At 69.6% G+C, this 24,829-nt stretch carries 22 protein-coding genes and 1 pseudogene; 14 read left to right on the top strand and 9 right to left on the bottom strand.

The features are described 5' to 3' along the window. Positions 1 to 24: 24 nt before the first annotated feature. From AC07OY_RS23000 to AC07OY_RS22980, 5 genes are all read left to right on the top strand, one after another. Entirely contained in the window at positions 25 to 1,056 is a 1,032-nt protein-coding gene (locus AC07OY_RS23000) for a histone deacetylase family protein (RefSeq protein ID WP_495044900.1), read from the top strand. Further along, positions 1,053 to 1,577, top strand: a complete 525-nt coding sequence (locus AC07OY_RS22995) for a GNAT family N-acetyltransferase (protein WP_495044899.1) — start codon at positions 1,053 to 1,055, stop codon at positions 1,575 to 1,577. The genes AC07OY_RS23000 and AC07OY_RS22995 overlap by 4 nt, the downstream gene beginning before the upstream one ends. Then, positions 1,574 to 2,227, top strand: coding sequence for a lytic transglycosylase domain-containing protein (locus AC07OY_RS22990; protein ID WP_495044898.1), 654 nt, complete (start codon positions 1,574 to 1,576; stop codon positions 2,225 to 2,227). Before AC07OY_RS22995 ends, AC07OY_RS22990 begins: the two co-directional genes overlap by 4 nt. Next, the gene (parC, locus tag AC07OY_RS22985; RefSeq protein WP_495044897.1) at positions 2,224 to 4,560 is read left to right on the top strand and encodes a DNA topoisomerase IV subunit A; all 2,337 of its coding nucleotides are present in this window, start codon (positions 2,224 to 2,226) and stop codon (positions 4,558 to 4,560) included. Before AC07OY_RS22990 ends, parC begins: the two co-directional genes overlap by 4 nt. A gap of 201 nt (positions 4,561 to 4,761) precedes the next feature. Next, complete coding sequence (locus AC07OY_RS22980; protein ID WP_495044896.1) at positions 4,762 to 5,235, top strand: FxDxF family PEP-CTERM protein; 474 nt, start codon at positions 4,762 to 4,764, stop codon at positions 5,233 to 5,235. A gap of 139 nt (positions 5,236 to 5,374) precedes the next feature. Here the strand turns inward: AC07OY_RS22980 and AC07OY_RS22975 are convergent, their stop codons facing one another. Genes AC07OY_RS22975 through AC07OY_RS22965 form a run of 3 tightly spaced genes read right to left on the bottom strand, consistent with a single transcriptional unit; the run spans position 5,375 to position 7,886 of the window. Beyond that, a complete protein-coding gene (locus AC07OY_RS22975; RefSeq protein WP_495044895.1) occupies positions 5,375 to 5,872 on the bottom strand; it encodes an outer membrane protein assembly factor BamE in 498 nt (165 codons plus the stop codon). A gap of 8 nt (positions 5,873 to 5,880) precedes the next feature. Next, the gene (locus AC07OY_RS22970) at positions 5,881 to 6,921 is read right to left on the bottom strand and encodes a quinone-dependent dihydroorotate dehydrogenase (RefSeq protein ID WP_495044894.1); all 1,041 of its coding nucleotides are present in this window, start codon (positions 6,919 to 6,921) and stop codon (positions 5,881 to 5,883) included. Between the two features lie 14 nt (positions 6,922 to 6,935). Further along, positions 6,936 to 7,886 carry a LysR family transcriptional regulator gene (locus tag AC07OY_RS22965; protein ID WP_495044893.1) on the bottom strand — a complete coding sequence of 317 codons (951 nt, stop codon included), beginning with the start codon at positions 7,884 to 7,886 and terminating at the stop codon, positions 6,936 to 6,938. Between the two features lie 105 nt (positions 7,887 to 7,991). Between AC07OY_RS22965 and AC07OY_RS22960 the strand changes: the two genes are divergently transcribed. From AC07OY_RS22960 to AC07OY_RS22930, 7 genes are all read left to right on the top strand, one after another. Next, positions 7,992 to 8,918, top strand: a complete 927-nt coding sequence (locus AC07OY_RS22960; protein WP_495044892.1) for a DMT family transporter — start codon at positions 7,992 to 7,994, stop codon at positions 8,916 to 8,918. Positions 8,919 to 8,949: 31 nt separating this feature from the next. Next, entirely contained in the window at positions 8,950 to 10,071 is a 1,122-nt protein-coding gene (locus AC07OY_RS22955; RefSeq protein WP_495044891.1) for a 3-deoxy-7-phosphoheptulonate synthase, read from the top strand. 105 nt (positions 10,072 to 10,176) lie between these two features. Beyond that, the gene (locus tag AC07OY_RS22950) at positions 10,177 to 10,605 is read left to right on the top strand and encodes a DUF2141 domain-containing protein (protein ID WP_495044890.1); all 429 of its coding nucleotides are present in this window, start codon (positions 10,177 to 10,179) and stop codon (positions 10,603 to 10,605) included. A 10-nt stretch (positions 10,606 to 10,615) separates the two neighbouring features. After that, complete coding sequence (locus tag AC07OY_RS22945; protein WP_495044889.1) at positions 10,616 to 12,097, top strand: carotenoid oxygenase family protein; 1,482 nt, start codon at positions 10,616 to 10,618, stop codon at positions 12,095 to 12,097. A gap of 192 nt (positions 12,098 to 12,289) precedes the next feature. Beyond that, complete coding sequence (locus AC07OY_RS22940; RefSeq protein WP_495044888.1) at positions 12,290 to 12,955, top strand: PEP-CTERM sorting domain-containing protein; 666 nt, start codon at positions 12,290 to 12,292, stop codon at positions 12,953 to 12,955. Between the two features lie 15 nt (positions 12,956 to 12,970). Beyond that, positions 12,971 to 13,609, top strand: a complete 639-nt coding sequence (locus AC07OY_RS22935; RefSeq protein ID WP_495044887.1) for a PEP-CTERM sorting domain-containing protein — start codon at positions 12,971 to 12,973, stop codon at positions 13,607 to 13,609. Between the two features lie 5 nt (positions 13,610 to 13,614). After that, complete coding sequence (locus AC07OY_RS22930) at positions 13,615 to 15,372, top strand: glycoside hydrolase family 16 protein (RefSeq protein ID WP_495044886.1); 1,758 nt, start codon at positions 13,615 to 13,617, stop codon at positions 15,370 to 15,372. A 46-nt stretch (positions 15,373 to 15,418) separates the two neighbouring features. Here AC07OY_RS22930 and AC07OY_RS22925 read toward each other — a convergent pair whose 3' ends face one another. After that, a complete protein-coding gene (locus tag AC07OY_RS22925) occupies positions 15,419 to 15,745 on the bottom strand; it encodes a hypothetical protein (RefSeq protein ID WP_495044885.1) in 327 nt (108 codons plus the stop codon). 149 nt (positions 15,746 to 15,894) lie between these two features. On the opposite strand from AC07OY_RS22925, the gene rpiA reads away from it, so the two are divergent. Further along, a complete protein-coding gene (gene rpiA, locus AC07OY_RS22920) occupies positions 15,895 to 16,566 on the top strand; it encodes a ribose-5-phosphate isomerase RpiA (protein WP_495044884.1) in 672 nt (223 codons plus the stop codon). Positions 16,567 to 16,570: 4 nt separating this feature from the next. Next, positions 16,571 to 17,146 (top strand): hypothetical protein, encoded by a 576-nt coding sequence (locus tag AC07OY_RS22915; protein WP_495044883.1) that lies wholly within the window; start codon positions 16,571 to 16,573, stop codon positions 17,144 to 17,146. 10 nt (positions 17,147 to 17,156) lie between these two features. Here AC07OY_RS22915 and AC07OY_RS22910 read toward each other — a convergent pair whose 3' ends face one another. The 5 genes and pseudogenes from AC07OY_RS22910 to AC07OY_RS22890 form a co-directional block, all read right to left on the bottom strand. Continuing rightward, positions 17,157 to 18,740, bottom strand: coding sequence for a M4 family metallopeptidase (locus tag AC07OY_RS22910; RefSeq protein WP_495044882.1), 1,584 nt, complete (start codon positions 18,738 to 18,740; stop codon positions 17,157 to 17,159). 236 nt (positions 18,741 to 18,976) lie between these two features. Next, a pseudogene (locus AC07OY_RS22905) lies at positions 18,977 to 19,864 on the bottom strand (methyl-accepting chemotaxis protein); the annotation flags it as partial. 539 nt (positions 19,865 to 20,403) lie between these two features. Beyond that, complete coding sequence (gene mnmC, locus AC07OY_RS22900) at positions 20,404 to 22,272, bottom strand: bifunctional tRNA (5-methylaminomethyl-2-thiouridine)(34)-methyltransferase MnmC2/FAD-dependent 5-carboxymethylaminomethyl-2-thiouridine(34) oxidoreductase MnmC1 (RefSeq protein ID WP_495044881.1); 1,869 nt, start codon at positions 22,270 to 22,272, stop codon at positions 20,404 to 20,406. Then, positions 22,269 to 22,901, bottom strand: a complete 633-nt coding sequence (locus tag AC07OY_RS22895) for a Rossmann-fold NAD(P)-binding domain-containing protein (protein WP_495044880.1) — start codon at positions 22,899 to 22,901, stop codon at positions 22,269 to 22,271. The genes mnmC and AC07OY_RS22895 overlap by 4 nt, the downstream gene beginning before the upstream one ends. 24 nt (positions 22,902 to 22,925) lie before the next feature. Further along, positions 22,926 to 24,728 carry a methyl-accepting chemotaxis protein gene (locus tag AC07OY_RS22890; protein WP_495044879.1) on the bottom strand — a complete coding sequence of 601 codons (1,803 nt, stop codon included), beginning with the start codon at positions 24,726 to 24,728 and terminating at the stop codon, positions 22,926 to 22,928. Between the last annotated feature and the right edge of the window lie 101 nt (positions 24,729 to 24,829).

Genomic DNA, 24,829 nt, shown 5'->3' with positions numbered 1-24,829 from the left:
GCGAACGCGGAATGGGCAACTGATATGCAGACGGTCTACAACGCCGGACACGCGGCCCATGCGGCGTCGCATGAGTTCTTCCGCGGCCGTCTGGTGCCGGCGTTCGAGATCCCGGCGCGAGCCGACTACATCCTGCAGGCACTGCAGGGCGCTGGGCTGGGCGAGGTGATCGCGCCGGTCGACCATGGCCGTGCGCCGCTGGAGCGCGTGCATGCTGCGCGCTACCTGAATTTCATCCAGGGTGCGCATGCCGAATGGCTGGCCACGGGCGGGGAGGGTGATGCCTTCCCGGCCGTCTGGCCCGTGCGCTCGCTGCGCAGTGACGTCGAGCCGGCGAGCTTCGCCGCCCGCATGGGCCTGTATTCCATGGACAGCGGCACACCGCTGACGTCCGGCAGCTGGGCCGCCGCCTATGCGGGCGCCCAGGCTTCGCTGACGGCGCTGGATCTCGTGCTGGGCGGCCAGCGCTCGGCCTATGTGCTGACGCGTCCACCGGGCCACCATGCCGGCGCCGATTTCTTCGGCGGCTACTGCTTCATCAACAACGCCGCCGTGGCGGCGCAAGCGGCACGCGACGCAGGCCTGAAGCGCGTCGCCATCCTGGACGTGGACTACCACCACGGCAACGGCACCCAGGCCATCTTCTACGACCGCGCCGACGTCTTCTACGCCAGCGTCCATGGCGACCCGCGCACCGAATTCCCCTTCTTCCTCGGCCATGCCGACGAGACCGGGGCAGGCGAGGGCGTGGGCTTCAATGCCAATTTCCCGCTGCCGGTGGGCGTGGCCAACGAGGACTGGTTCGCGGCGCTGGAGCAGTCGCTTGCCCAGCTGACGGCCTACCGGCCCGAACTGCTCATCGTGTCGCTGGGCGTGGACACCTATGGCGGCGACCCCATCTCCCACTTCAAGCTGGACGAGCCCGAGTTCCGCCGCATGGGGCAGCGTCTGGCCGCCTTTGGCGCGCCGACCCTCTTCATCCAGGAAGGCGGCTATGCGACCGAGGCCATCGGCCGCAATGTCGTTGCCGTGCTGAGCGGGTTTGAGGACGCATGAGCCTGCGCCTGCGCCCCACCATGCTGTCCGACCTGGACTGGGTCGTCTCGCTGGAGCGCGACGGCGCCAACCTGCCCTTCATCACGCCCTGGGACCGCACGCAGCACGAAGGCGCTATCCGCTTTCCGGACTCGCGCCACTTCATTCTGGAAGAGGGCGATGCCCTGGAGCGCATCGGCTTTGTCATCCTGCAGGGCTGCCGCAACCCGAATGGCTCGGTCGAATTGAAGCGCCTGGTGCTGCAGCCCAAGGGCCGCGGCCTGGGGCGGGCCGCGGTGCGCCTGCTCAAGGCCATGGCTTTCACCCAGTTCAAGTCCCACCGCTTCTGGCTGGACGTGAAGGGGCTGAACACGCGCGCCTTCAAGCTCTATCAAAGCGAAGGCTTTGTCGAGGAAGGCCGGCTGCGCGAGAGCGTGCGCGTGACGACAGACGGCGCCGACGGCTATGACTCGCTGATCGTCATGTCCCTGCTGGACCGCGAGTACCAGGCCCGCGTGGCCCTCGGGCTGGAGGCGGCATGACCAAGCTCGTCTGGCTGCTGTTAGCTCTTGCGCTGCCGGCCCATGCCGAGCTGTGGGGCTATGTCGACGCGGCCGGCATTGCCCATTTCGCGCCACGCCAGCTGGATGAGCGCTACAAGCCCGTGCTGGGCAGCGTCGGCATGCAGCGCGTGCCGGGCAAGACCGACGCCGGCTTGGCCCTGCTGAACTGGCTGGACATCGCGCCGGAGGTGAAGGCCGTGCAGCCCTGGCTGCGCGAGGCCGCGGCCCAGCATGGCGTGGACGCCGATCTGCTGAAGGCCATCATCGCCGTCGAGTCCGGCTACCAGCGCAATGCCGTGTCGCCGCGGGGCGCCACCGGGCTGATGCAGATCACCCCCGAGACGGCCAGCCGCTACGCGACGCCGGCCGACGCCGCGAGGCTCATCGAGCCGCGCATCAACATCCACACCGGCGCCCGCATGCTGGCCGACCTGATGCGCCGCTTCGGCCGCATCGACGCGGCACTCGCGGCCTGGAATGCCGGTGAGGGCGCCGTGCGCCGCGCCGGCAACCGTGTTCCCGATATCGACGAAACCCAGGCCCATGTGCAGCTCGTGCTCGAGCTGTACTGGGCCCTGCTGCAGCAGAGCCAGCCGGCCCGCGCGCAGCGCTTGACCTTGCATCCATGAGTTCCCAGACCACGATCGACTTCAACGGCCCCACCGATGGCGGTGGCGGCGATGACAGCAACGCGCTGACGCTGGCGGCCTACGCCCAGCAGGCCTATCTCGAATACGCGCTCAGCGTCGTCAAGGGTCGGGCCTTGCCCTCCTATGCTGACGGCCAGAAGCCGGTGCAGCGCCGCATCCTGTACGCGATGAAGCAGCTCGGCCTGGGCTGGAGCGGCAATTCCGGCGCCAAGCCCGTCAAGGGCGCCAAGGTGGTGGGCGATGTGCTGGGCGATTTCCACCCGCATGGCGACCAGTCCGTCTATGACGCCCTGGTGCGCATGGCCCAGGACTTCTCGCTGCGCTACCCGCTCATCGACGGCCACGGCAACTTCGGCAGCCGCGACGGCGACGGCGCGGCAGCCATGCGTTACACGGAAGCGCGCCTGGCCCCCATCGCTCGCCTGCTGTTGGACGAGATCGACGAGGACACGGTCGACTTCCGTGCCAACTACGACGGCCGCCTGCAGGAACCCGTCGAGCTGCCGGCCCGCCTGCCTTTCGCGCTGCTGAATGGCGCCAGTGGCATCGCCGTGGGCCTGGCGACCGAAATCCCCAGCCACAACCTGCGCGAAGTGGCGGCCGCGGCTGTTGCACTGCTGAAGGACGACAAGCTGCCCGACGACGCGCTGTTCGAGTTGGTGCCCGGCCCCGACTTTCCCGGTGGAGGCCAGCTCATCAGCGCACCGGAAGACATCCGCGCCGCCTACACCTCGGGCCGCGGCAGCCTCAAGCTGCGCGCGCGCTGGAAGATCGAGGACCTGGCCCGCGGCCAGTGGCAGCTCGTCGTCACCGAGCTGCCCCACGGCACCAGCGCGCAGAAGGTGCTGGAAGAGATCGAGGAGCTGTCCAACCCCAAGGTCAAGGCGGGCAAGAAGACGCTGACCGCCGACCAGCTGCAGCTCAAGGCCAGCCTGCTGGCGGTGCTCGACGGCGTGCGCGACGAGTCCAGCAAGGACGCGGCGGTCCGCATCGTCTTCGAGCCCAAGAGCCGCACGGTCGAGCAGCAGGACCTCATCAACGCCTTGCTGGCCCACACCAGCCTGGAAAGCAGCGCCTCGGTCAACCTGACCATGATCGGCGCCGACGGCCGGCCGACGCAGAAGAGCCTGCGCGAGATCTTGACCGAGTGGGTGGGCTTCCGCCAGACGACGGTGCGCCGCCGCACCGAGCACCGCCTGGCCCACGTCAACGACCGCATCCATGTGCTCGAAGGCCGGCAGCTGGTGCTGCTGAACATCGAGGAAGTGATCCGCATCATCCGCGAGTCGGACGAGCCCAAGCCGGCGCTGATCGAGCACTTCAAGCTCAGCGACCGCCAGGCCGAAGACATCCTTGAAATCCGCCTCCGCCAACTGGCCCGCCTGGAGGCCATCAAGATCGAGCAGGAGCTGTCCAAGCTGCGTGACGAGCGCGCCAAGCTGGAGGACATCCTCGGTTCGCCCGCCGCACTGCGCCGCACGGTCATCAAGGAGATCGAGGCCGACACCAAGCAATACGGCGACGACCGCCGCACGCTGATCCAGGCCGAGAAGCGCGTCGTCGCCGAGGTCAAGATCGTTGACGAGCCGGTCACCGTCATCGTCAGCCAGAAGGGCTGGGTGAGGGCGCTGAAGGGCCACGAGGTGGACGTCGCTGCCCAGACCTTCAAGGCCGGTGATGCGCTGTGGGGGGCCTTCCGCTGCCGCAGCGTCGACCCGCTGATCGTCGTGGGCAGCAATGGCCGGGTCTATTCCGTGCCGGTGTCGACCCTGCCTGGCGGGCGGGGCGACGGCCAGCCCATCACGACCATGATCGAGCTGGAGACCGGCAGCCAGATCGCCCACTACGTCGCGGGAGCGCCCGCCCAGCGCCTGGTGTTCGCCGGATCGACGGGTTACGGCCTGATCGCCCAGATCGGCGACCTGGTCGGCCGCCAGAAGGCCGGCAAGACCTTCCTGGCACTGGACGAGGGGGAAGCGCCCCTGCTGGCTGTGGTGCCTGACGGCGTGGTCGCCCTCCAGCTGGGCGTGCTGAGCGCCGAAGGGCGGCTGCTGAGCTTCCCGCTGGAGGAACTCAAGCACCAGCCCAAGGGTGGCAAGGGCCTGACGCTGATGGATCTGGAGGCCAAGGACAGCATCGCCTCCGTCGCCTGCTTCACGACCCAATTGCGGGTCCACGGCAGCGGCCGCGGCGGCAAGCCGCGCGAGGAGTTGCTGAAGAACCAGTCCCTGGCGGCCCATGCCGGCAAGCGTGCCCGAAAAGGCAAGGCTGTCGACGGTCTGCAGAAGGTGGCGCGCCTGACGGCCGAATAAGGTGCATGCGCTCGACAATGGTGTCACCCGGGCGTGACTTGGTGCACATCTGACAGACGCTGGTGAATCGTTTACATCCTGCTACAAGATGCCCCCGCGACCTCCCTAAACCGAAGGGTATCCAAAGCCTCTGAGAGGCTTCGCTGCACTGCACAATGAATTCCGGCGGTTGTGCTTGACCGTCAAGTCAGGAGCTACGCAATGAAATTGAAAACCATCGTCGCCGCAGTGGCGACGCTAACGGCACTCAGCAGCCAAGCCGCGTCTTGGAACTGGAATGCCCATGACCCGCTCGAACTGGGCAGCAACACGGTCACCGGGGCGATCTTCGACACCTTCTCGTTCTCGCTCGGCAGCAGTGCCAGCGTGTCGAGCGGCGTCCTGTCCTTCGGCACCGTCGTGGGTGGGGCTTACAGCCTCTACTCCGCCGGTGGTGACGGCGTGATCGGCGGCGGTGACGACGTCGGTATCGGCGCCTGGACCTTCGGCGGCACGAACACCGTGTCGCTGACGGCCGGCAACTACTACTACTCCGTGCTGGGCGGTGCCGTCGGCAATGCCTCGTACGTGATTGCCTCGGCCACGGCGCCGGTGCCGGAACCCGAGACCTATGCCCTGCTGGGCGCCGGTCTGGGCGTCATCGGCTTCCTGGCCTCGCGCCGTCGCCGCGACTGATCCTGCCCCCGCTGCCAGCATGCCCAGGAGGGCTTGCTGGCAGTGGGGACGGCATCCCGGCCCTGGCCGCCTCACGGCGCCAGGGCTTTTTCATGGGCGCTTCTCTTCAAAGCAACGGCCCCCGCTGCCTGAACCAGCCCTAGTCGTCAAAGCCTGGGAAGAGCCTGCTTGGGAAGACCATGCTTTGCGTGGTGCGCAAGACGACACCGTCCTTGAAGTGCACATTGAAGCGCATGCCGTAGCCGGCCTGGTCGGGCTCGATGGTCCAGTCCCAGACGTCCTCGCCGCTGTTGCGGAAGAAGACGCGCGTGCGCTCGCGGCCCAGCAGGCGGCTGACCTGTTCGGGCGTCATGCCGGGCTGGATGCGGGCGCGGCCGGCGGGCGAGAGGCCGTCCGCGACGCCAGCCAGCCGGCCGTCAGCTGCCAGGCGGACCATGTAGACATGCCGGCCCATGGGCTGGGTCGAATATTCCAGCGTGCGGCCGCCGTCAGCCTCGGGCCAGACGCGCCCCGGCTGGCCGTAGATCGCGACCACATCCGCTTCCCGGCTCTGGCCTGCCTGCAGCCGCGCGTCGCGGTCCGGCGTCGCGCAGCCGGCGAGCAGCACGGTACAGAGGGCGAGGGCGGCGAGGCGCATCTGAAATCTCAGCGTTGGGCCAGGGCCCTCGCGCATTCGCTGGCCAGGGCCGGACCCTTGTAGATGAGGCCGGTGTAGATCTGCACAAGATCGGCCCCCGCCTCGACCTTGGCGCGCGCGTCGGCGCCGCTCATGACGCCGCCCACGCCGATGATGGGATAGCCGGCCGGCAGGGCCGCACGCAGCAGGCGGATGACGCGGTTGCTCGCCTCGAAGACCGGTGCGCCCGACAGGCCGCCCATTTCGTTGGCGTGCGCCAGGCCCTGGACCTTGTCACGGGCAATCGTCGTGTTGGTCGCGATGACGCCGTCGATGCCATTGGCCTTCAGCGTCTGGGCGATGACGGCGACCTGGTCTTCCTCCAGGTCGGGCGCGATCTTGACGAACATCGGCACGCGCCGGCCGCTCTGGCTGTCGAGCTGCTGCTTGCGCTGCTGCAAGGCGCTGAGCAGGGCATCCAGGGCCTCGTCGCTCTGCAGGGCGCGCAGGTTCTTGGTGTTGGGGCTGGAGATGTTGACGGTGATGTAGTCGGCATGCGGATGCACGCCTTCCAGGCCGAGCAGATAGTCGTCGGCCGCGTTCTCGATGGGCGTGGCGGCGTTCTTGCCGATGTTGAGCCCCAGGATGCCGCCGGCCTTGCGGAAGCTGTGGGCGCGCTTCACGTTGGCGATGAAGCTGGCCAGGCCCTCGTTGTTGAAGCCCAGGCGGTTGATCAGCGCCTTGGCCTCGGGCAGGCGGAACATGCGCGGCTTGTCGTTGCCGGGCTGGCCCTTGGGCGTCACCGTGCCCACCTCGATGAAGCCGAAGCCCATGGCACCCAGGCCGTCGATGCAGCGGCCGTTCTTGTCCAGGCCGGCGGCCAGGCCGATGCGGTTGGGAAAGCGCAGGCCGGCGATCGTCACCGGGTCGCTGATGCGCTCGCCGCACCACGCCAGCTGGGCGGGCGTGTTCTGCAGCCTGGCGATGCTGCCCAGCGTCAGCTCATGGGCGTGCTCGGCGTCGAGGCCGAAGAGGAAGGGGCGGGCGAGGGCGTAGGGGATCAGCGGCATAGCCCGCGATTCTCTCAGCCGCCGTCCGGGCGGTCCCAGGGCGGCACCTCGCCCATCTTCTCCAGCATGAAGTCGATCAGCGCGCGCACCTTGGGCGCCGGGTGGCGGCTGGGCAGGTAGACGGCATAGAGGGTGTCGGCATCGGCCAGTCCGCCGATGGGCTGCCAGCCGGGCAGCACGGCTCGGAGCCGGCCGGCGCGCAGGTCAGCTCCCACGGCATAGGTCGGCAGCACAGCCAGGCCCAGGCCGGCCAGGGCCGCGACGCGCAGGCTCTCGCTGCTGTTGGCCGTCAGCCCGCTCTCGAAGCGCAGCGCGCCACGGGTCTCGACCTCGGCTTCGCCTTGCTCGGCATGCCGGAAGCGCCAGCAGTCGGGCGACTGCAGATAGCCAAAGCGCAGGCATCGATGGCCGGCGATGTCGTCCACGGTCTGCGGCTCGCCGTGGGTCTGCAGATAGGCGGGTGCCGCGCAGAGCACGAAGCGGATGGCCGCCAGGCGCCTCGCCACCAGGCCGTCCGAGGGCTTGTGGGTCAGCCTCAAGACGACGTCGAAACCTTCCTCGGCGAGGTCGACATAGCGGTCGTTGAGCCCCAGCACGACGTCGATCTGCGGGTGGCGGGCACAGAACTCCGCCATCAGGGCCGTGAACTGCAGATTGCCGAAGGACGTGGACACCGACAGCCGCAGCACGCCGCGCGGCTCGTCGCGGCGGCCGGCCAGTTCGGTTTCCAGCGCCAGCGATTCGTCCAGCAGCCGCAGCGCGCGCTCATAGACGGCGCGGCCCTCGGACGTCGGGCTGACGCTGCGCGTCGTGCGATGCAACAGCCGCGTGCCCAGCTGGTCCTCCAGCCGCACCACCTGCTTGCTGACGGCCGATTTGGTCGTGCCCAGCAGGCGGGCCGCGCCCGAAAAGCCACGCGCGTCGACAACGCGGGCAAAGGCTTGCAGATCCTCGAGGCGGCCCATGGTGACTGTGCTCCGTTTGGAAACCCTGAAACGACTTTATGACGGATTGTGTCTTCAATCGTTAATTTCTAGAGTGCAGCCATGTCTCTTCAAGGAGCCGCCGCCATGTCCACCACCACCTTGTCGCCCTGCGCCGCCCGGTCCTTCCGGCCCAGCGCCTTCGACCGCCTGCTGAGCGCCGCCGCCGCCTCCAGCCTGCCGCTGCTCTTCATCCTGCTGTGGAGCAGCGGCTATGTGGCTGGCAAGCTGGCCCTGCCGCATACCGGGCCGCTCACGCTGCTGACCCTGCGCTTCGGCCTCGCCGCCGTCGTGCTGCTGGCCGTCGCCATGGCCACCGGCGCCCCCTGGCCGCATCGGGCGCGCGGCTGGGGCCACCTGGCCATCGTCGGCCTGCTGATGCAGGTGCTTCACTTCTCCTGCATCTATTTCGCGTTGCAATGGGGGCTGAGCGCCGGCGTGGCCGGCCTGCTGATCGGCCTGATGCCGCTGGCCACGGCCCTGGGTGCCCATCTGTGGCTGGCCGAGCGCGTCGGCCGCCGCCAGATGCTGGCCTTGGCTGGCGGTCTGGTGGGCGTGGGCCTGGTCATCGCCGACAAGCCGCTGAACGGCGCCTGGACGGCCTATGCCGTGGCCGGCCTGGGCCTGCTCGGCCTGGTCGCCGGCACGCTGTACCAGAAGCGCTTCTGCGCCCACATGGACCTGCGCAGCGGCGCCGGCGTGCAGATGGCGGTGTCGGCCCTGGCCGTGGCCGCGGTGGCGTGGCCGACCGAAGGATTCGCCATCGACTGGTCGCCCGAGCTGCTGGGCTCCTGGCTGTGGCTGGGCCTGGTCAACTCCATCGGCGCCTTCAGCCTGATGTTCATCATGATCCGCCGCGGCCAGGCCGGGCAGGTGGCACGCCTCTTCTTCCTGATCCCGGGCGTGTCGGCCCTGATGGGTTTCGTGCTGCTGGGCGAACGCCTGGAGCCGCTGGCCCTGGCCGGTTTTGGGCTCTCTGCGCTGGCGGTGTGCTTCGCGGCAGCCAAGCGGTGACAATCGCGGGCTCTGTGAGGAGCCCCGCATCATGAAACCTTTGGACAACCCCCAACACGACCGCGAAGTCGGCTCCCGCGACGAGACCCGCGACACCACCCGCACCGACGACACCCGCATCGGCGCCGTGCGCGCCCTGATCAGCCCGGCCCTGCTGCTGGAAGAGCTGGCCATCCCCGATGCGACGCTGGAACTGGTGGAGCGCGCGCGCCAGGAGATCAGCGACGTGCTGCATGGCCGCGACGACCGCCTGCTGGTCATCGTCGGTCCCTGCTCCATCCACGACCACGACCAGGCGATGGACTACGCCCGGCGGCTCTTGGTGGCCCGCGACGAGTTGAAGCGCGACCTGCTGATCGTCATGCGCGTCTATTTCGAGAAGCCGCGCACGACGGTGGGCTGGAAGGGCTATATCAACGACCCGCGCCTGGACGGCAGCTTCCACATGAACGAGGGCCTGCGCCTGGCCCGCCAGCTGCTGCTGGACGTCAACGGCCTGGGCCTGCCGGCCGGCACCGAGTTCCTGGACCTGCTGTCGCCGCAATACATCTCCGACCTCATCGCCTGGGGCGCCATCGGCGCGCGCACCACCGAGAGCCAGAGCCACCGCCAGCTGGCCTCGGGCCTGAGCTGTCCGGTCGGCTTCAAGAACGGCACCGACGGCGGCATCAAGGTCGCCAGCGACGCCGTGCTGGCCGCCAGCAGCGCCCATGCCTTCATGGGCATGACCAAGATGGGCACGGCGGCCATCTTCGAGACCCGCGGCAACCTGGACTGCCACGTCATCCTGCGCGGCGGCAAGGCGCCCAACTACGACGCGGCCTCGGTGAACGCGGCCTGCGATGCGCTGAAGACTTCGGGCCTGCGCGAGCAGGTCATGATCGACTTCTCGCATGCCAATTCGAGCAAGAAGTACGAGCGCCAGGTCGACGTCGGCCACGACGTCGCGGGTCAGATCGCGGGCGGTGACGCCCGCATCACCGGCGTCATGATCGAGAGCCATCTGCAGCCGGGCCGCCAGGACTTGGCGGAAGGCCAGACCAAGGCCGATCTCAAGCCGGGCGTGTCGATCACCGATGCCTGCCTGGGCTGGGCCCAGACCGAGCCGCTGCTGCGAGAGCTCGCCGCCGCCGTCCAGAAGCGCAGGGGTTAAGCCCACTCGCGCCGGCCGGCGCCCACCCGTCGCAGCGCGCTCGCGCCGCGGCGGCGCGGTTTCCATCATTCAGCCTGTTGCCACTGCTGAACCCTGGAGACCGCGATGAAGAAAGCCCTTGCCACTGCCGCCCTGTCCGCTCTGCTGCCGTTGTGCGGCCAGGCGGCCGACATCACCCTCGAGGTCGAAGGCCTGGACACCGCTCGGCTGCAGGGAGCCTCGCTGATGGTGGCCGTCTTCACCGAGCCGACGCGCTGGCTGCGCCAGCCGCAGGCCGGCCAGCGCTTCAGCCTGGAAGCTGCCGTCGCCGGCAAGCTCACCGTCGTGCTGAAGGATATGCCCGACGGCTCGCTGGCGCTGAGCCTGTTCCAGGACGCCAATGCCAACGGCCGCCTGGACATGAATGCCATGGGCATCCCGGTCGAGCCCTATGGCTTCTCCAACAACGCGGCCGGCAATTTCGGACCGCCGACGTTCGAGCAGGCCGTTCTCACGCCCGTGGCTGGCGCGACCGTCAAGGTCAAGCTGAACTGAGGGCCGGGCCATGAGCACGACGCGTCGCTCCCTGCTGGCCTCGCTGCTGGCCGGTGCCTTCAGCCCCGAACTGCTGGCCCTGGGCCTGCCGGCGGACGGCTTTGCCGCCGATGCGCCCGAGCTCGCCCCCCTGCGCGGCCTGGCCGGCGAGGCGATGGACGCCGCTGCCGCCATCGAGGGGCGGTTGCCGGCGGGCCTGCGCGGCCGCTACTTCCGCAACGGGCCGGGGCTGATGCAACGCGGCTCGCAGCGCTATCGGCACTGGTTCGACGGCGACGGCCTCATCCAGGCCTGGTCGCTGGCCGAGGGGCGCGCCAGCCACCGCGCCCGCTTCGTGCAGACAGCCAAGTTCCAGGCCGAGCAGCAGGCCGGCCGCTTCCTGCTGCCCGCCTTCGGCACGGCCATCCGATCCGAGCGCCCCATGCGCGGGCCCGACAGCGTCAACACGGCCAACACCAGCGTGCTGCTGCAGGGCCAGAGCCTGTATGCGCTGTGGGAAGGCGGCAGCGCCTACGAGCTGGACCCGGCGACGCTGGCCACGCGCGGCGTCAAGACCTGGTCGCCCGAACTTTTGGGCATGCCCTTCTCGGCCCACCCCAAGGTCGAACCCGATGGCACGGTGTGGAACTTCGGTAGCGCCAACGGCCGGTTGGCCCTGTACCAGATCGACGCTGCTGGCAGCGTGCGCCGCCATGCCGTGCTGGATGACGTCGCCGCGCCCGCCATGCTGCACGACTTCGCCGTGTCCCAGCGTCATCTTGTCTTTCTGCTGGCCCCCATCACGCTGGACATCGCGGCCGTGCGCGCCGGCGGCTCGATGATCGACGCCATGCGCTGGGGCGCCGACCAGCCCACCCGTGTCCTCGTCATTGACAAGGCCGACTTCTCGCGCCGGCGCGTCTTCGAGATGCCGGCCTGCCATGTCTTTCATTTCGGCAATGCCTGGGACGAGGGCGGGTTGCTGCGCGTCGATTATGTGCAAGGGGTGCCGTTGCCGGAGTTCAACGTGAGCGCCGAGCAGATGATGCGCGGCCAGCGCACCGGTCGGGAGGTGTCGTCGCCGCGAGTGTTGGAGATCGACCTGCAGGCCGGAAGGCTGCGCCTGGCCACGCGCGACGAGGCCGTCGAGTTCCCCGTCGTCGATCCGCGTGTCGTCTCCCGGCGCCACCGTTTCGTCTGGTACCCGACAGCCATCGACACCGGCGCGCGCTGGGGCTTCAACGGCCTGATGCGGCTGGACATCGAGAGTGGCGCCCGCGAGCGCTTCAGCTTCGGTGCGGACACCGTGGTCGAGGAGCACGTGCTCGTTCCCAAGCCCGGCAGCAGCCGGGAAGGCGAGGGCTGGCTGGTCGGCATGGGCTATGACGTGAAGCGCGCCCGCAGCTTCCTCAGCATCTTTGACGCGATGCGCCTGGCCAACGGCCCGCTGGCCCGCGCCTGGCTGCCCTATGCCGTGCCCTACGGTTTCCACGGCAAGTTCTACGCCACCTGAGGGCTGAGCCCCCTGCATCGAGGACAGGGCAGGGGACTCCACATTGACAGGCAGTTGCAAGCCTCCTATCGTCCGCGCCGTTTGTTGAAAGCGCTTTCAGAAAGCGCTTTCACTTTCGGCGACCGGCAGCAGTTCGTCGTCGCCTCGTTCCGGGATTTCTATTTCCCCCGTCAAAACCATGGAGACGACAACATGCTGAATCTGAAGACCTGCGTGGCCATCGCTGCGCTCACCCTGGCCGGCGCCGCCGGTGCCGCCACCACCAACGCCTTTGCCAACGGCGGCTTCGAGGCCGCGGGCGGCCCGGGCCAACTCGCCGCCGGCTGGCTGACGGCTGCCACCAGCAGCCCGGCCTCGCGCTCCACTGACGCCCACTCCGGCAGCTTCTCGCTGCTGCTGAGCGCCCCCAACGGCTTCGATGCCTCCATCGCGCTGCAGGACTCCGTCGGCCACGGCGGCATGCCGGTGCTGGGCGCCGCCAATGTGGGCGACACCCCCTGGCTGAGCTTCTGGGCCAAGGGCGACGCCAGCGTCACCGGCAACGCCTTCGTGACCCTGCGCTATATGGGCGCCAACGGCATCATCAGCACGGGCCTGAACCAGCAGTTCCAGACCCAGCTCAGCACCAGCTGGACGCAGATCAGCTTCCAGGCCGCGGCCATTCCTGTTGGCACGACCTCGGTCTTCCTCGAGATCGGCACTGCCGTCGGCCCCATCCTGGAGGGCCGCGCCAACGCCGTCCTCGTCGACGACCTGCAGTTCGCGCTCAACGTCGCCGCCGTGCCCGAGCCGAGCAGCTATGCACTGCTGCTGGCCGGCCTCTTCACCGTCGGCGCCATCGCCCGCCGCCGCGCCTGATCGAGGAGAGACACCATGCAAACCCAGACCCACGTCCTCTCCAAGATTGCCGCATCGCTGCTGCTGTGCGGCGTGGCAGCCCAGGCCGGCGCGCAGACCGTCGTGCTCAACAGCTATGGCCCGGACATCAGCTTCCTCGACGGCTGGCCCACGCCGCTGAAGGCCGGCAACAGCATCGCCGTGCCTTTCCAGATCAGCAGCGCCACTTCCATCCAGTCCATCCTGACCGCCATCGAGCGCAATCCCGAATGGGACAGCACGGGCGGCGTCACCCTGGGCGTCGTGACACGTTCCGGCGCGCTGCCCAGCGGCGCCAGCTGGCTCTACAGCACCCACCTCGACGACCCCCTCGTCAACACCACGGTGACCCCGACCGGCTGGGCGCTGGATGCCGGCAACTACTGGCTGGTTGCCACCGCTGACGCCGGCTTTGCCGGCCAGTGGATCAGCGCCACACAGGACTACAGCGGCAACTGGGCTTACACGACCGCGCCGGGCGTGTGGACCGAAGAGACCTCGACCTTCCTCGGCATGCCGGGGGTGCGAATCACCGTCGCCGCCGCCGTGCCCGAACCCTCCACCTACGGCCTGATGCTCGCCGGCGGCCTGCTGCTGGCCGCTGCCGCCCGTCGGAAGTCCAACGCCCAAGGATGAAAACCATGAAGCATCAACAACTCATGGCCAGCCTGCTGCTGGCCGCCAGCACAGCCGCTTCCGCCAGCGTCACCAGCCCCGTCATCGGCAAGCTGCTCTGGTCCGAGGAGTTCAATGGCGCCAGCCTGAACACCAACCTCTGGACGCCCAGCGATGGCAATGGCTGCCAGATCAACCTCTGCGGCTACGGCAACCAGGAGCTGCAGTACTACCGCCCCAACAACCTCAGCATCGCCGACGTGCCCTTCGAGCCCGGCACCCGGGCCCTGGCCATCACTGCGCGGCGCGAGGTCATGGGCAGCAACCAGTTCACCTCCGGCAAGATCGATTCGTCCGGCAAGGTGCAGGTCAAGTTCGGCATGATCGAGGTCCGCATGGCCACGCCCAATGTCGGCGTGGGCCTGTGGCCGGCCGCCTGGCTGCTGGGCACCAGCCCGCAGGTGTGGCCGCGCAACGGCGAGATCGACATCATGGAGCAGGGCGGCCGCCAGCCGGCCGGCCTGCCGGCCATCTCGCCCAACCAGTTCGTCGGCTCCAACGTCATCTTCTTCCACCAGGACGCCTGCGTGCCGGGCAACGAGAGCTGCGCCGCCTCCACCGCCTGGCAGACCAAGAACTGGTACACGCCGTCGCGCTCCCTGGCCAACCGCTTCGTGAGCTACCGCCTCTACTGGACGGACACGCAGATGCGCTTCACGGTGGTGGACAACGGCCGCGAGTACGACATGTACAAGGCCCCCATCACCATCGCCTCGCAGTCGCTGAAGGAGCCCTTCTACCTGCTGATGAACATGGCGGTCGGCGGCAATTTCACGCCCGCCGCCACGCCTTCCCAGATCACGGCGCCGCTGCCGGCCACGACCTATGTGGACTATGTGCGCGTCTATGAGCTGGACGGCCTGGGCGAGGTCAAGCTGGGCAACGGCATCCAGCCCGAGGTCGGCAAGTTCGGCGTCTTCACCGACACCACGGCGGTCAACAACAGCCAGACCCTCGGCGCCACGTCGGACTTCTTCATCTGGAACACCGGCTCCATGGGCGGCGGCAGCACCCCGCCGTTCGAGGGCTCCAACGTGCTGGCCTTGAACTACTTCGCGCCGGGGCAGTGGTTCGGTGGCGCCGTGCAGTCGCGCCAGGTGCATGACATGAGCGGCTTCCGCAACGGCCATGTCAAGCTGAAGATCAAGGCGCCGGCCAACGTCGCCTTCCGCATCGGCATCCTGGACACCTACACCAACCACAACTGGGTGACCTTCCCCGCCAACACCACCGCCTACGGCCTGGTGCGCAACGGTGAATGGGGCACCGCGACCATCCCCGTGGCCGAACTCGCCGGACCGCTGGTCGCGCTGCAGTCCATGAACTCGCTGTTCGAGTTCCTCAGCGTGGATGGCGCCGTGCCCGGCGCGCCCTTCCAGATGGCCTTCGACGACATCATCTGGGACTCCGGCCTGGCGAGCGTCAACAACGTGGCGGTGACTGCGCCGGCCAAGGCGAAGACGACGGCGGTGCCGACGGCCTCGGCCCAGACCGGCGCCACCACCCTCGAACTCGCCGCGACCGCGGCGGGCGGGGTGGATGTGCACTACACCGTCAATGGCGGCGAGACCCAGACCGTGCGCATGCGCCAGGATGGTTCGGCCAGCCGCTACACGCTGGGCGGCCTGAAGAAGGGTGACGTCGTGGAGTACCGCTTCACGTCCTGGGACGGCAAGAGCCAGGTGGCCGTCGACTCGGCGGCCAAGCGCGTTGTCATGAAGTAGGCCTGCGGGTCTCGGACCGGGGAGGGCTTGCCCCCTCCGGTCCGCCTCAGGCGGTGCCCGAGGCGGCGGGCCCCCAGGGCTTCCAGGTGTTGGCCAGCAGGTAGATGCCGATCAGGGTCCCGACCGGGAAACCGAGCAGCATCAGGCAGGCGATGACGATGGAGGCGGTGCGGCCGCCAGCCTTGCCCTGCCGGCAGGCGCGCGCGGTGAAGTAGTGCACCGAGAAGATGATCCCGAAGGTGAGCACCAGGGGCAGCATGCTCACAAAGCTTTCCTTTGCCACTGCGCCTATCGCCGCGAAGCAGATGCCTATCGCCGCATAGAACCATGCCAGTGCGCGATGCGCGCGAAACACCTTGGTGTGCGAATCCATGTCTTCTCTCCCTCCCGAGCTTGTTGTGTCGCGGGCGACTGATGGCTCGGCCTCGCGGTGGTGGGGCGGAGTATTGCCAGCCTTCGCCGGCCCGGGCGGGCTGCGGGCCTAGAACTTTCCCGACCCCGCTTGCCGGACAATCCGGCGCCATGAACCAAGACCAGCTCAAGCAACTCGTCGGCCGCGCGGCCCTGGACTACGTCCCCGCCGGCCAGATCCTCGGCGTCGGCACCGGCTCCACGGTGGACTGCTTCATCGATGCCCTCGCCGCACGGATTGCAGAGGGGGGCATCGCCATTCCCGGCGCCGTGTCCAGCTCGGAGCGCTCGACGCAGCGCCTCATCAAGCATGGCATCAAGGTCTTCGATGCCACCGAGGTCGAGCGCCTGGCCGTCTACATCGACGGCGCCGACGAGATCGACGGCCAGGGCTTCATGGTCAAGGGCGGCGGCGCCGCGCTGACGCGCGAGAAGATCGTCGCCGACCTGGCCGACCAGTTCGTCTGCATCGCCGACGACTCCAAGCTCGTGCCCACGCTGGGCAAGTTCCCGCTGCCGGTCGAGATCATTCCCATGGCCGCAGCCCAGCTGGCGCGGCGCTTTGCCAAGCTTGGCGGCGCAGCCACGCTGCGGGCCGGCGTCGTCACCGACAACGCCGGCCACATCCTCGACGTGCGCGGCCTGGCCATCACCGACCCGCTGGCCTTCGAGGCCGAGGTCAGCCAGTGGCCCGGCGTCGTCACCGTCGGCGTGTTCGCCCGCCACAAGGCCAGCGTCTGCCTGCTGGGTGGCGCCGAAGGCGTGAAGACGCTGAAGTTCTGAGCGCATGGCGCGCGGGCCGCTCGGCTTTGACGCCGCCTCCCACGAGAAGCACCACTGGTGGCGCAGCCTGCTGCTGAGGCTGGCCGTCTGCGGTTCCGTGACGGCGCTGCTGTGGTGGGCCAGCGGCTGGGCTGGCCTGCTGGTGGCGCTGATGCTGTGGGCCAAGGCCTTCGCTGGCGATCTCGTCGCACTCGGCGAGGCGTTGGGGCGAGGCTTGAAGCAGCAGGCCTTCCGGCAGGTGCAGGGGCAGTTCTACGCCTTCAAGGGCCAGCGCATCCGCGTGCTGGACGATGAATTGCTGCCGCAGCGCTGGATCGCCCTGGACGATCTGGTCAAGGCACTCGAGGCGCCCATGCCCGCCGCCGTGCTGCGGCGTCGCCAGCCCCAGGCCCTGCGTGAGCTGCGCGACGGCAGCTATGTGCTCGATGACGTCGCGCTGGCCTGGCTGCGCGAGCAGCGGGGCGAGCGGGCCGGGCGGTTGGCGCATTGGGTGGAGCGCGAGGTCTGGTATCCCGCAAGGGGTCGCAAGGCCAGCTACGTCCAGAAAAAAGGGGCGTCCGAGGACGCCCCTTCCGAGTAAGCCCCAAGGCTCAGTTCCTACCGACGGCGCTCCAGGCGGCGGCCACGGCATTGGCCTGGACGCTGCCGGCGCCGTAGAGCTCGTTGGCGGCGGCGATGGTGCCGCTGCGTGCGCCTGCATAGGTGGTGGACGACGTGAACTTGGTCGTCAGCGCCCGGTACCAGATCTTGGCCGCGGCGGCGCGGCCGATGCCGGTCAGCGAGCCGCTGCCGGTGGCGACGCGCGTGTTGCCGGCGACGCAGGTGGGGCTGCTGCCGTAGCTGCTGTTCGTGCCCTCGGCGAGCAGGAAGAAGAAGTGGTTGGCCACGCCCGAGCTGTAGTGGACGTTGAGGTTGCCCACGCCCGAGTACCAGCAGTCGGCCGACTTGCCGTCGCTGCTGGGCTTGATCATGTTGCGCAGCGAGCCGCCGCCGACGCGGATCTTCTCGCCGATCAGGTAGTCGCCGGCGTCGTTGCCATTGGCGGCATGGAACTCCACCATGGTGCCGAAGATGTCGGAGGTGGCCTCGTTGAGGCCGCCCGACTCGCCGGAATAGATCAGCCCTGCGGTGCGGCTGGTGACGCCATGGGTCATCTCGTGGCCAGCCACGTCCAGGGCCACCAGAGGCTTGAAGGTGCTGCCGTCGCCGTCGCCATAGGTCATGCAGAAGCACGAGTCCGACCAGAAGGCGTTGTTGTAGTTGCGGCCGTAGTGCACGCGGTTGTAGGCGCCGCGGCCGTCGTTGGCGATGCCGCTGCGGCCGTGGATGTTCTTGTAGTAGTCCCAGGTGACCGACGTGCCGTACTGGGCGTCGGCCGCGGCGCTGTTGGTGTCGCTGGTGGCGTTGTTGCCCCAGCTGTTGTCGGCGTCGGTGGCGATGCTGCCGCCGCTCGTCCTGTTCTTCATGTTGATGGTGTAGGTGCTGCCGCGGCTGGGGTCGCGCAGCTCGTAGCCGCCGCTGATGCTGTTGGTCGTCAGTGCGACATTGCCGCTGTACAGGGTCTTGCCCGTGCCGCTGGCCGCCGCGGTCTGGACGTCGTCCCAGGCGTCCAGCTGCTGGCCGTTGCCGGCGTCGACGATGACGTGCTTGTCGTAGGGCGTGCCGTCGTCGCCGTCGCCGCTGACCCTGACCTCCCAGGCCAGGCGGGGCAGGTCCTCGCGGGCCCAGATGACGAGCTCAGGGCGTGGCTGCACCTCGGCCAGCGGATGCTCGACGAGAACGCTCAGCAGGGCGCGCGCCGCGCTGACGCCCGGCTTGGTCGACAGGCTGGGCAGCATGCGGTTGCTGCGGTGCATGGTGGCGAGGTTGCCGCGCCTGTCGGTCTGCACGATGAGGTCGGCGCCGATGACGCGCAGGCCGGCGATGCGGCGATCGAAATGGACATGGCTGCTGCCGTCGTCTTCCTGCACGACGCGGCGCATCTCGTAGCTGTGGTCGCTGCCGTGCAGGCTCAGGCCCGGGAACTGGCGGGCAAGGCCTTCGGCGCTGGCGCGCAGCAGGCCCTGCGCGGTGGCGCTGGCCTCGGCCGGCTTGGCGTCCAGGCTCTGGGCCTGGGCCAGGGAGGTGAGGGCGGCAAGGCCGAGCAGGGACAGCTTGTGGCTGGTTCGGAACATGGTGGGACTCCTTTGGGGGTGTTGCTGCGGAGTACTGCGGCAGCGGCCCGCGGCGCCGGATGGGCGCGCGGTGCCTGCAGGACTATGGGCAAGGCCCTGGGGAGTGCCCACTGGCGGCAGCCCGTCACCGGGGGCAGTGACGGGTAGCCCCGGATTCCCAATGCAAAGAGCCGGGCATGGCCCGGCTCCGTTCAACGGCGCGGTTTGGCGCGCGCCAGAACTTTTTCAGAACCTTCTCAGAAGGTTTCCCAGTCGCCGTCGTCGGCGGCCGGAGCCGGAGAAGCGGCGGGACGCGGCGCGGCAACGGGCGCGGCCTTGGCCACGGGCGTCGCAGCCGGCCTGGGCGCGGCCGCCGGCTTGGGGGCGGCCGCCTTGGCTGCCGGCTTGGCAGGGGCGGGCTTGTGCACGGCCGGCGACTTGGCCGGGGCAGGGCGATGGGCGGCACCGCCGCCGAGCTTGAACACGCTGATGGCCTCGGCCATGCGGGCCGACTGCTCGCGCAGGCTCTCGGCCGCGGCGGCGGATTCCTCCACCAGGGCCGCGTTCTGCTGCGTCATCTGGTCGAGTTGCACGACGGAGCCGTTGACGACGCCGATGCCCTCGCTCTGCTCGCGGGCCGCGGCGCTGATCTCGCCAATGATGTCGGTCACGCGCTGCACGCTGGCGACGATCTCGGTCATGGTGGCGCCGGCGTCCTGCACCTGCTGGGTGCCGGAGTCCACGCGCTCGACGCTGGCGCTGATGAGGCTCTTGATCTCCTTGGCGGCTTCGGCGCTGCGCTGGGCCAGCAGGCGCACCTCGCCGGCCACGACGGCGAAGCCGCGGCCCTGTTCACCGGCGCGGGCCGCTTCCACGGCGGCGTTCAGGGCCAGGATGTTGGTCTGGAAGGCGATGCCGTCGATGGTGCCGATGATCTCGTTGATCTTGCGCGAGCTGTGGCTGATCTGGTCCATGGTCGCGACGACCTGGGATACCGCTTCGCCGCCGCGCTTGGCAACGCTTGCCGCAGAGCTGGCGAGCTGGTTGGCCGTCATGGCGGCGTCGGCCGTCTGCTTGACGGTGCCGGTCAGCTCCGACATGGACGAGGCGGCGTTCTGCAGATTGCTGGCCGTCTGCTCGGTGCGCTGGCTCAGGTCCAGGTTGCCGGTGGCGATCTCGGCGCTGGCCGTGCCGATGCTGTCGGCGGCCTCGCGCACCTTGCCGATGAGCTTCTGCAGGGATTGCTGGGTGTCGTCCAGCGCGCCGAGCAGGCGGCCGATGTCGCCACTGCCGCCGCGCGGGATGGGATGGGTCAGGTCGAAACGGGCCAGGGCCTCGGCCGCCTCGGTGGCTGCATGCAGGCTGCCGCCCGCGCCGCCGCCGGCCAGCAGGCCGAACAGGCCCGCCACCCAGGTCAGCACCAGCACGGCATACAGCCAGCCTTTGGCGGAGCCGGCGTTGTCACCCAGGCCGGACAGCGCCACGCCGACGCCCACGGTCACCACACCGAGCACGACGCCCAGTGCCAACTTCAATCGCTGCGAACCGCTCATGCCGTCGTCTCCATCAGAAAGGGAAAGGAACTCCGGCCAGGCCGGAGTCAACGGCGCAGTTTGCCGCCGGCCTTGGCGAGGTGGAAGAGCGATATGGGGGAGGAAGCGGCAATAGTTGCTTGAACTTGGCGTCAGCGGCCGGGCTTGCGTCGCCGGCGCAACGCGAAGCGCAGCGGGTCGACGGCATCCAGCAGTTCGGCCTCCAGCGGCCTGGGTGAGCCCAGGGCCAGGGCCGCGACGAGACGGCCGGCCAGGGCTGCCCAGGTGATGCCGCGCGAGGCGAAACCAGTGCAGACGACGAGGCCGGGCAGGCGGGACTGCAGGCGCAGCTGGTCGGCCTCGGGCGTGCCGGGCAGGGCCAGGCCGCCGATCAGCGGGAGGCGGTCGGTTGCGATGAGGCGCCAGGCGACCCGGCCGGCGAGGGGCGCTTCGGGTGCTGCCGCCAGGCCGGCAAGGCGGGCGTAGCGGGCGAGGTTGTCGACCTGGTCGGCCTCGCGCAGCGCGGGGTCAAGCTCGCCATCTTGTGCCGTCGCACCACACCACAGGCCGCCCTGGCCGTCAGCGATGGCGTAACCGTCGCCAGCGATGGGCAGGGCGGGGCAGCAGGGCGCCGCGGGCAGATGGGTCAGCTGGCCGCGCTGCACGACGAGGTCGGCGGCGAGTTCGCCGAGCAACGGCAACTGGGCATGGCCGCCCGCGAGCACGACGAGGGGCGCCTCGGCGATGAATTCACCCTCGTCATCGAGCAGGCGCCAGCCGTCGTCGCAGCGCTCCAGGGCGCCGACACGGCGACCCGCTGCCAGTGCGGCGCCGCTGGCGGCCAGCATGGCCCGGGTGTAGGCGGCCGGGTCCAGCGCGCCGCCGCCGGGGTAGAGCCAGGCCGGATGGGCGAGCGGGATACCGGCCAGGGCCGAGGCGGCCTCGGCCGACAAGGCTTCGACATAGCCCGGCGCGCCCTGCATGGCGGCGGCAGGCAGGCGCGTCTCCAGCCTCAGCAGGCCGCGCCGGTGGGGCAGGCCGAGCTCGGCCACCTGGGCCTGCGTGGCCAGGGCCGCCGCGCGGTTGAAGCGCGCGTGCAGGCCGTCGTCAGGGTTGAGCGTGCCGTGAAAGAGGCCTGCCGGGTTGCCCGAACTGGCCTGGGCCGGACCGGGCAGGGCGTCGACAACGGTGCAGGCCACGCCGGCCCGCGACAGGGCCAGCGCACAGGCGGCGCCCGCGAGGCCGGCGCCGACGATGACGGCCTGGCGCGCTTGCGGCGCGATGGCTTCGCGGCCCGCCGGGCGCTGCGGCGCGTGGCGTGGCGCGAAGCGGGCGGTGGTCATCTCGGGCTTGTTGGCAAAGCCGGGTGCCAGCTCGACCTCGAAGCCCAGCGACGTCAAGGCGCGGCGCATCGGGCGGTTGATGCTCCAGGTCGCCAGGGTGGCGCCCGGCGCCGCCAGCCGGGAAAGGCTTTTCAGCAGCCATTCGTCCCACAGCGCGGGGTTGAGCTTGGGCGCGAAGCCATCGAGACAGATCGCGTCGGCCTGCAGCACCAGTTCGCGCAGCAGGTCGCGCCCGTCGCCCAGGCCCAGCAGCAGCTCGACGCGGCCGCCCTCGCAGCTCAGCGTGTGCAGTCCGGCCGTCAGCGGCGGCCAGCGGTCGACGAGCTGCCGGGCCAGCTCGGGCAGCGGGCTGGCGGCATGCGCACGGGCCAGGTCATCGCGGCGCAGCGGGTGCTTCTCGACGCTGACGAAGACCAGGCGTTCACAGCGTGCCGGGTCTAGCCGCCAGGCATCCCAGATGGCGAGGAAGTTGTTGCCCAGGCCGAAGCCCGTCTCCAGCACGACGAAGCGCTCGCGGCCCTGCCAGCGGCCGGGCAGGCCATTGCCGGCGACGAAGACATGGCGGGCCTGCGCCAGCGCGCCGGCGCGCGAGTGGTAGACGTCGCCGAAGGTGGGCGAGGCCGGTGCCTCGGGGTCGGAGAAGTCGACCTCGGCCGGTGGGACCGCGGGTGACTTCATGCGCCCAGGCGCTGCATCTCGCCGGACTCGATGACGAGCACGGCCGGGCCGGGCGCCTCCATGGCGATGCGCATGGCCCGCGCGATGCGCTGGGGCGAGATCGGCCGCCACATGGCCGGGATCAGTCCGGCCAGCGGGCGGGTGAGCCGCAGCGTCCAGGCTTCACCGCTGCGATGGGGCTGGTCCAGCCGCTCGCGGTCGCCGTCCAGCAGCGAGGGGCGCGCGATGACGAGGCGCTCGAAGCCGAGCGCGACCAGCGCGTCCTCGGCCTCGCCCTTGACCCGGTTGTAGAAGACGGCAGACCGCGCGCTGGCGCCCAGCGCGGACACCAGCCCGCAGTGCGTGGCGCCGGCCGCCTGCGCGGCGCGGGCCACGGTCAGCACGGTGTCGAAGTCCGCCGCACGAAAGGCCTGCTGCGAGCCGGCCTGAGCCATCGTCGTGCCGAGCGCGATGAACACGCGGCGCGGCGCGGGCAGGGCGGCAAAGGATTCGGGGCGGCTGTAGTCCACCGTCGACGCACCGGCTTGCGGGCGGCGCACCAGCGCCAGCGCGTCGGGCAGTTCGGCGCACAGCGCCCGGCCGACAAGGCCTGTAGCGCCGGCGATCCAGGTCGGCATGGAGTCGGGCATGGCCGGCATGCTAGCCGGCCGGGCTCAACTCACGCGGAAGGTGGACACCACGCCCGCCAGCCGGTGGGCCTGGTCCTTGAGGCTTTCCGCGGCGGCGGCGCTTTCCTCGACCAGGGCGGCGTTCTGCTGCGTCATCTGGTCCAGCGTGTTGACGGCGCCATTGACGACGTCGATGCCCGAGCTCTGCTCCTTGGCCGCGGCGGTGATCTCGGCGATGACCTCCGTGACGCGCTGCACGCTGCTGACGATCTCGGTCATGGTCTTGCCGGCGTCCTCGACCAGGCGCGAACCCGCCTCGACGCGCTCGACGCTGGTACCGATCAGGGCCTTGATCTCCTTGGCCGACGCGGCGCTGCGCTGGGCGAGATTGCGCACCTCGGTGGCCACGACGGCGAAGCCGCGGCCCTGCTCGCCGGCACGCGCGGCCTCGACGGCGGCGTTCAGCGCCAGGATGTTGGTCTGGAAGGCGATGCCGTCGATGACGCCGATGATGTCGGCGATCTTCTGGCTGGACTGGGTGATCTCGGCCATGGTGTGCACCACCTGCGTCACCACTTGGCCGCCACGCTGCGCCACGCCGGCCGCGTTGCCCGCAAGTTCATTGGCCGTGGACGCGTTGTCGGCGCTCTGGCGCACCGTGCTGGTGATCTGCTCCAGCGCGCTGGCCGTCTGCTGCAGGTTGGACGCGGTTTCTTCCGTACGGTGGCTGAGGTCGACGTTGCCGGTGGCGATCTCGGAGGACGCCGTCGAGATCGAGTCGGACGCGGTGCGCACCTCGCGGATGGTGGATTCGATCTTGGCGCAGAAGATGTTGAAGCTCTGCGCGATGCGCGCGATCTCGTCGCTGCCGTGCTCGGGCAGGCGCCGGGTCAGGTCGGCGTCGCCGCTGCCGATCTGCGCCATCGCGGCGTTGACGCGGTTCAGCGACGTCAGCATGGAGCGCACCAGCCAGGCGGCGGCCATCGCGGCCAGGCCCGCCATGACGACGAGGGCCAGCGCGGCGGCCTTCAGCAGCGTGTCCAGCGAGGCCAGGGCTTCGTCAGCGCGGGCGGCCGTCATCAGCGTCCAGCTCGTGCCCGGCACGGCGGCGCCGCGCAGCAGATAGCCGTCCTCGCCCATGCGCACCTCGACCCACGGGCCCGAGGGCTCGGTGGCCTGCTTCAGCGCCTCGGGGGTGAGGGCGGGCGACAGCTCGGACACCTTCTTCAGGATGCGCTGCGTGTCCGGATGGGCGATGACCTGGCCGTCGGTGTCGATGAGGAAGGCCAGACCGCGCGGCGTCGGGTGGATGGAGGCGACGATCTTGGACACGTCGTCGAGGAAGACGTCGCTGCCCACCACCGCCTTGATCTCCCCGTCGGTCTTCACGGCCATCGCGAAGGTCACGAGCAGCCGCTTGGTGGCGGCGTCGGCATAGGGCGCGGTCAGGATGGGCTTGTCGGACGCCGCGGCGCCCTTGTACCAGGGGCGGATGGTCGGGTCGTAGCCCTCGGGCAGCTGCTGCGGCACGTCGAAGATCATGCGCTTGTCGGGGTAGCCGGCGTAGGCGGAGGCCAGGCGGCCCGACTTCTGGGCCTGGACCAGGAAGGCCTTGGGGTCGTCCGTCAGCGCCGCGGGCACCACGGCGGCCACGACGGCCTTCTGCGTGCCCACCCACTCGCCGATGGCCTGCGCATGCGCGGCGCTCAGCTCGTTCAGGCCCTGCGTCGTCTGCGCCTTCACATGCTTGCTGACGATGCCGTGGTTCAACAGCGTGGCACTGAGCAGGCTGACCACGACGACGGCCATGCAGCCCACCGTCAGACGCTTCTGGATGGAATTGAACATGGGTTCTCCTCTTGTCGGTGCCGGGTCATGCCAGCGCGATGCTGCGTCGTTGCAGCCGGCCCGTGCGGCCAAGTATCGGCATCAGAGCGTGCCGATGGATA

This window comes from Roseateles sp. GW821-FHT09H10 (assembly GCF_059415865.1).
Note: the sequence above shows the minus strand (reverse complement) of the source record. Positions and strands in the feature narration are given on the sequence as shown.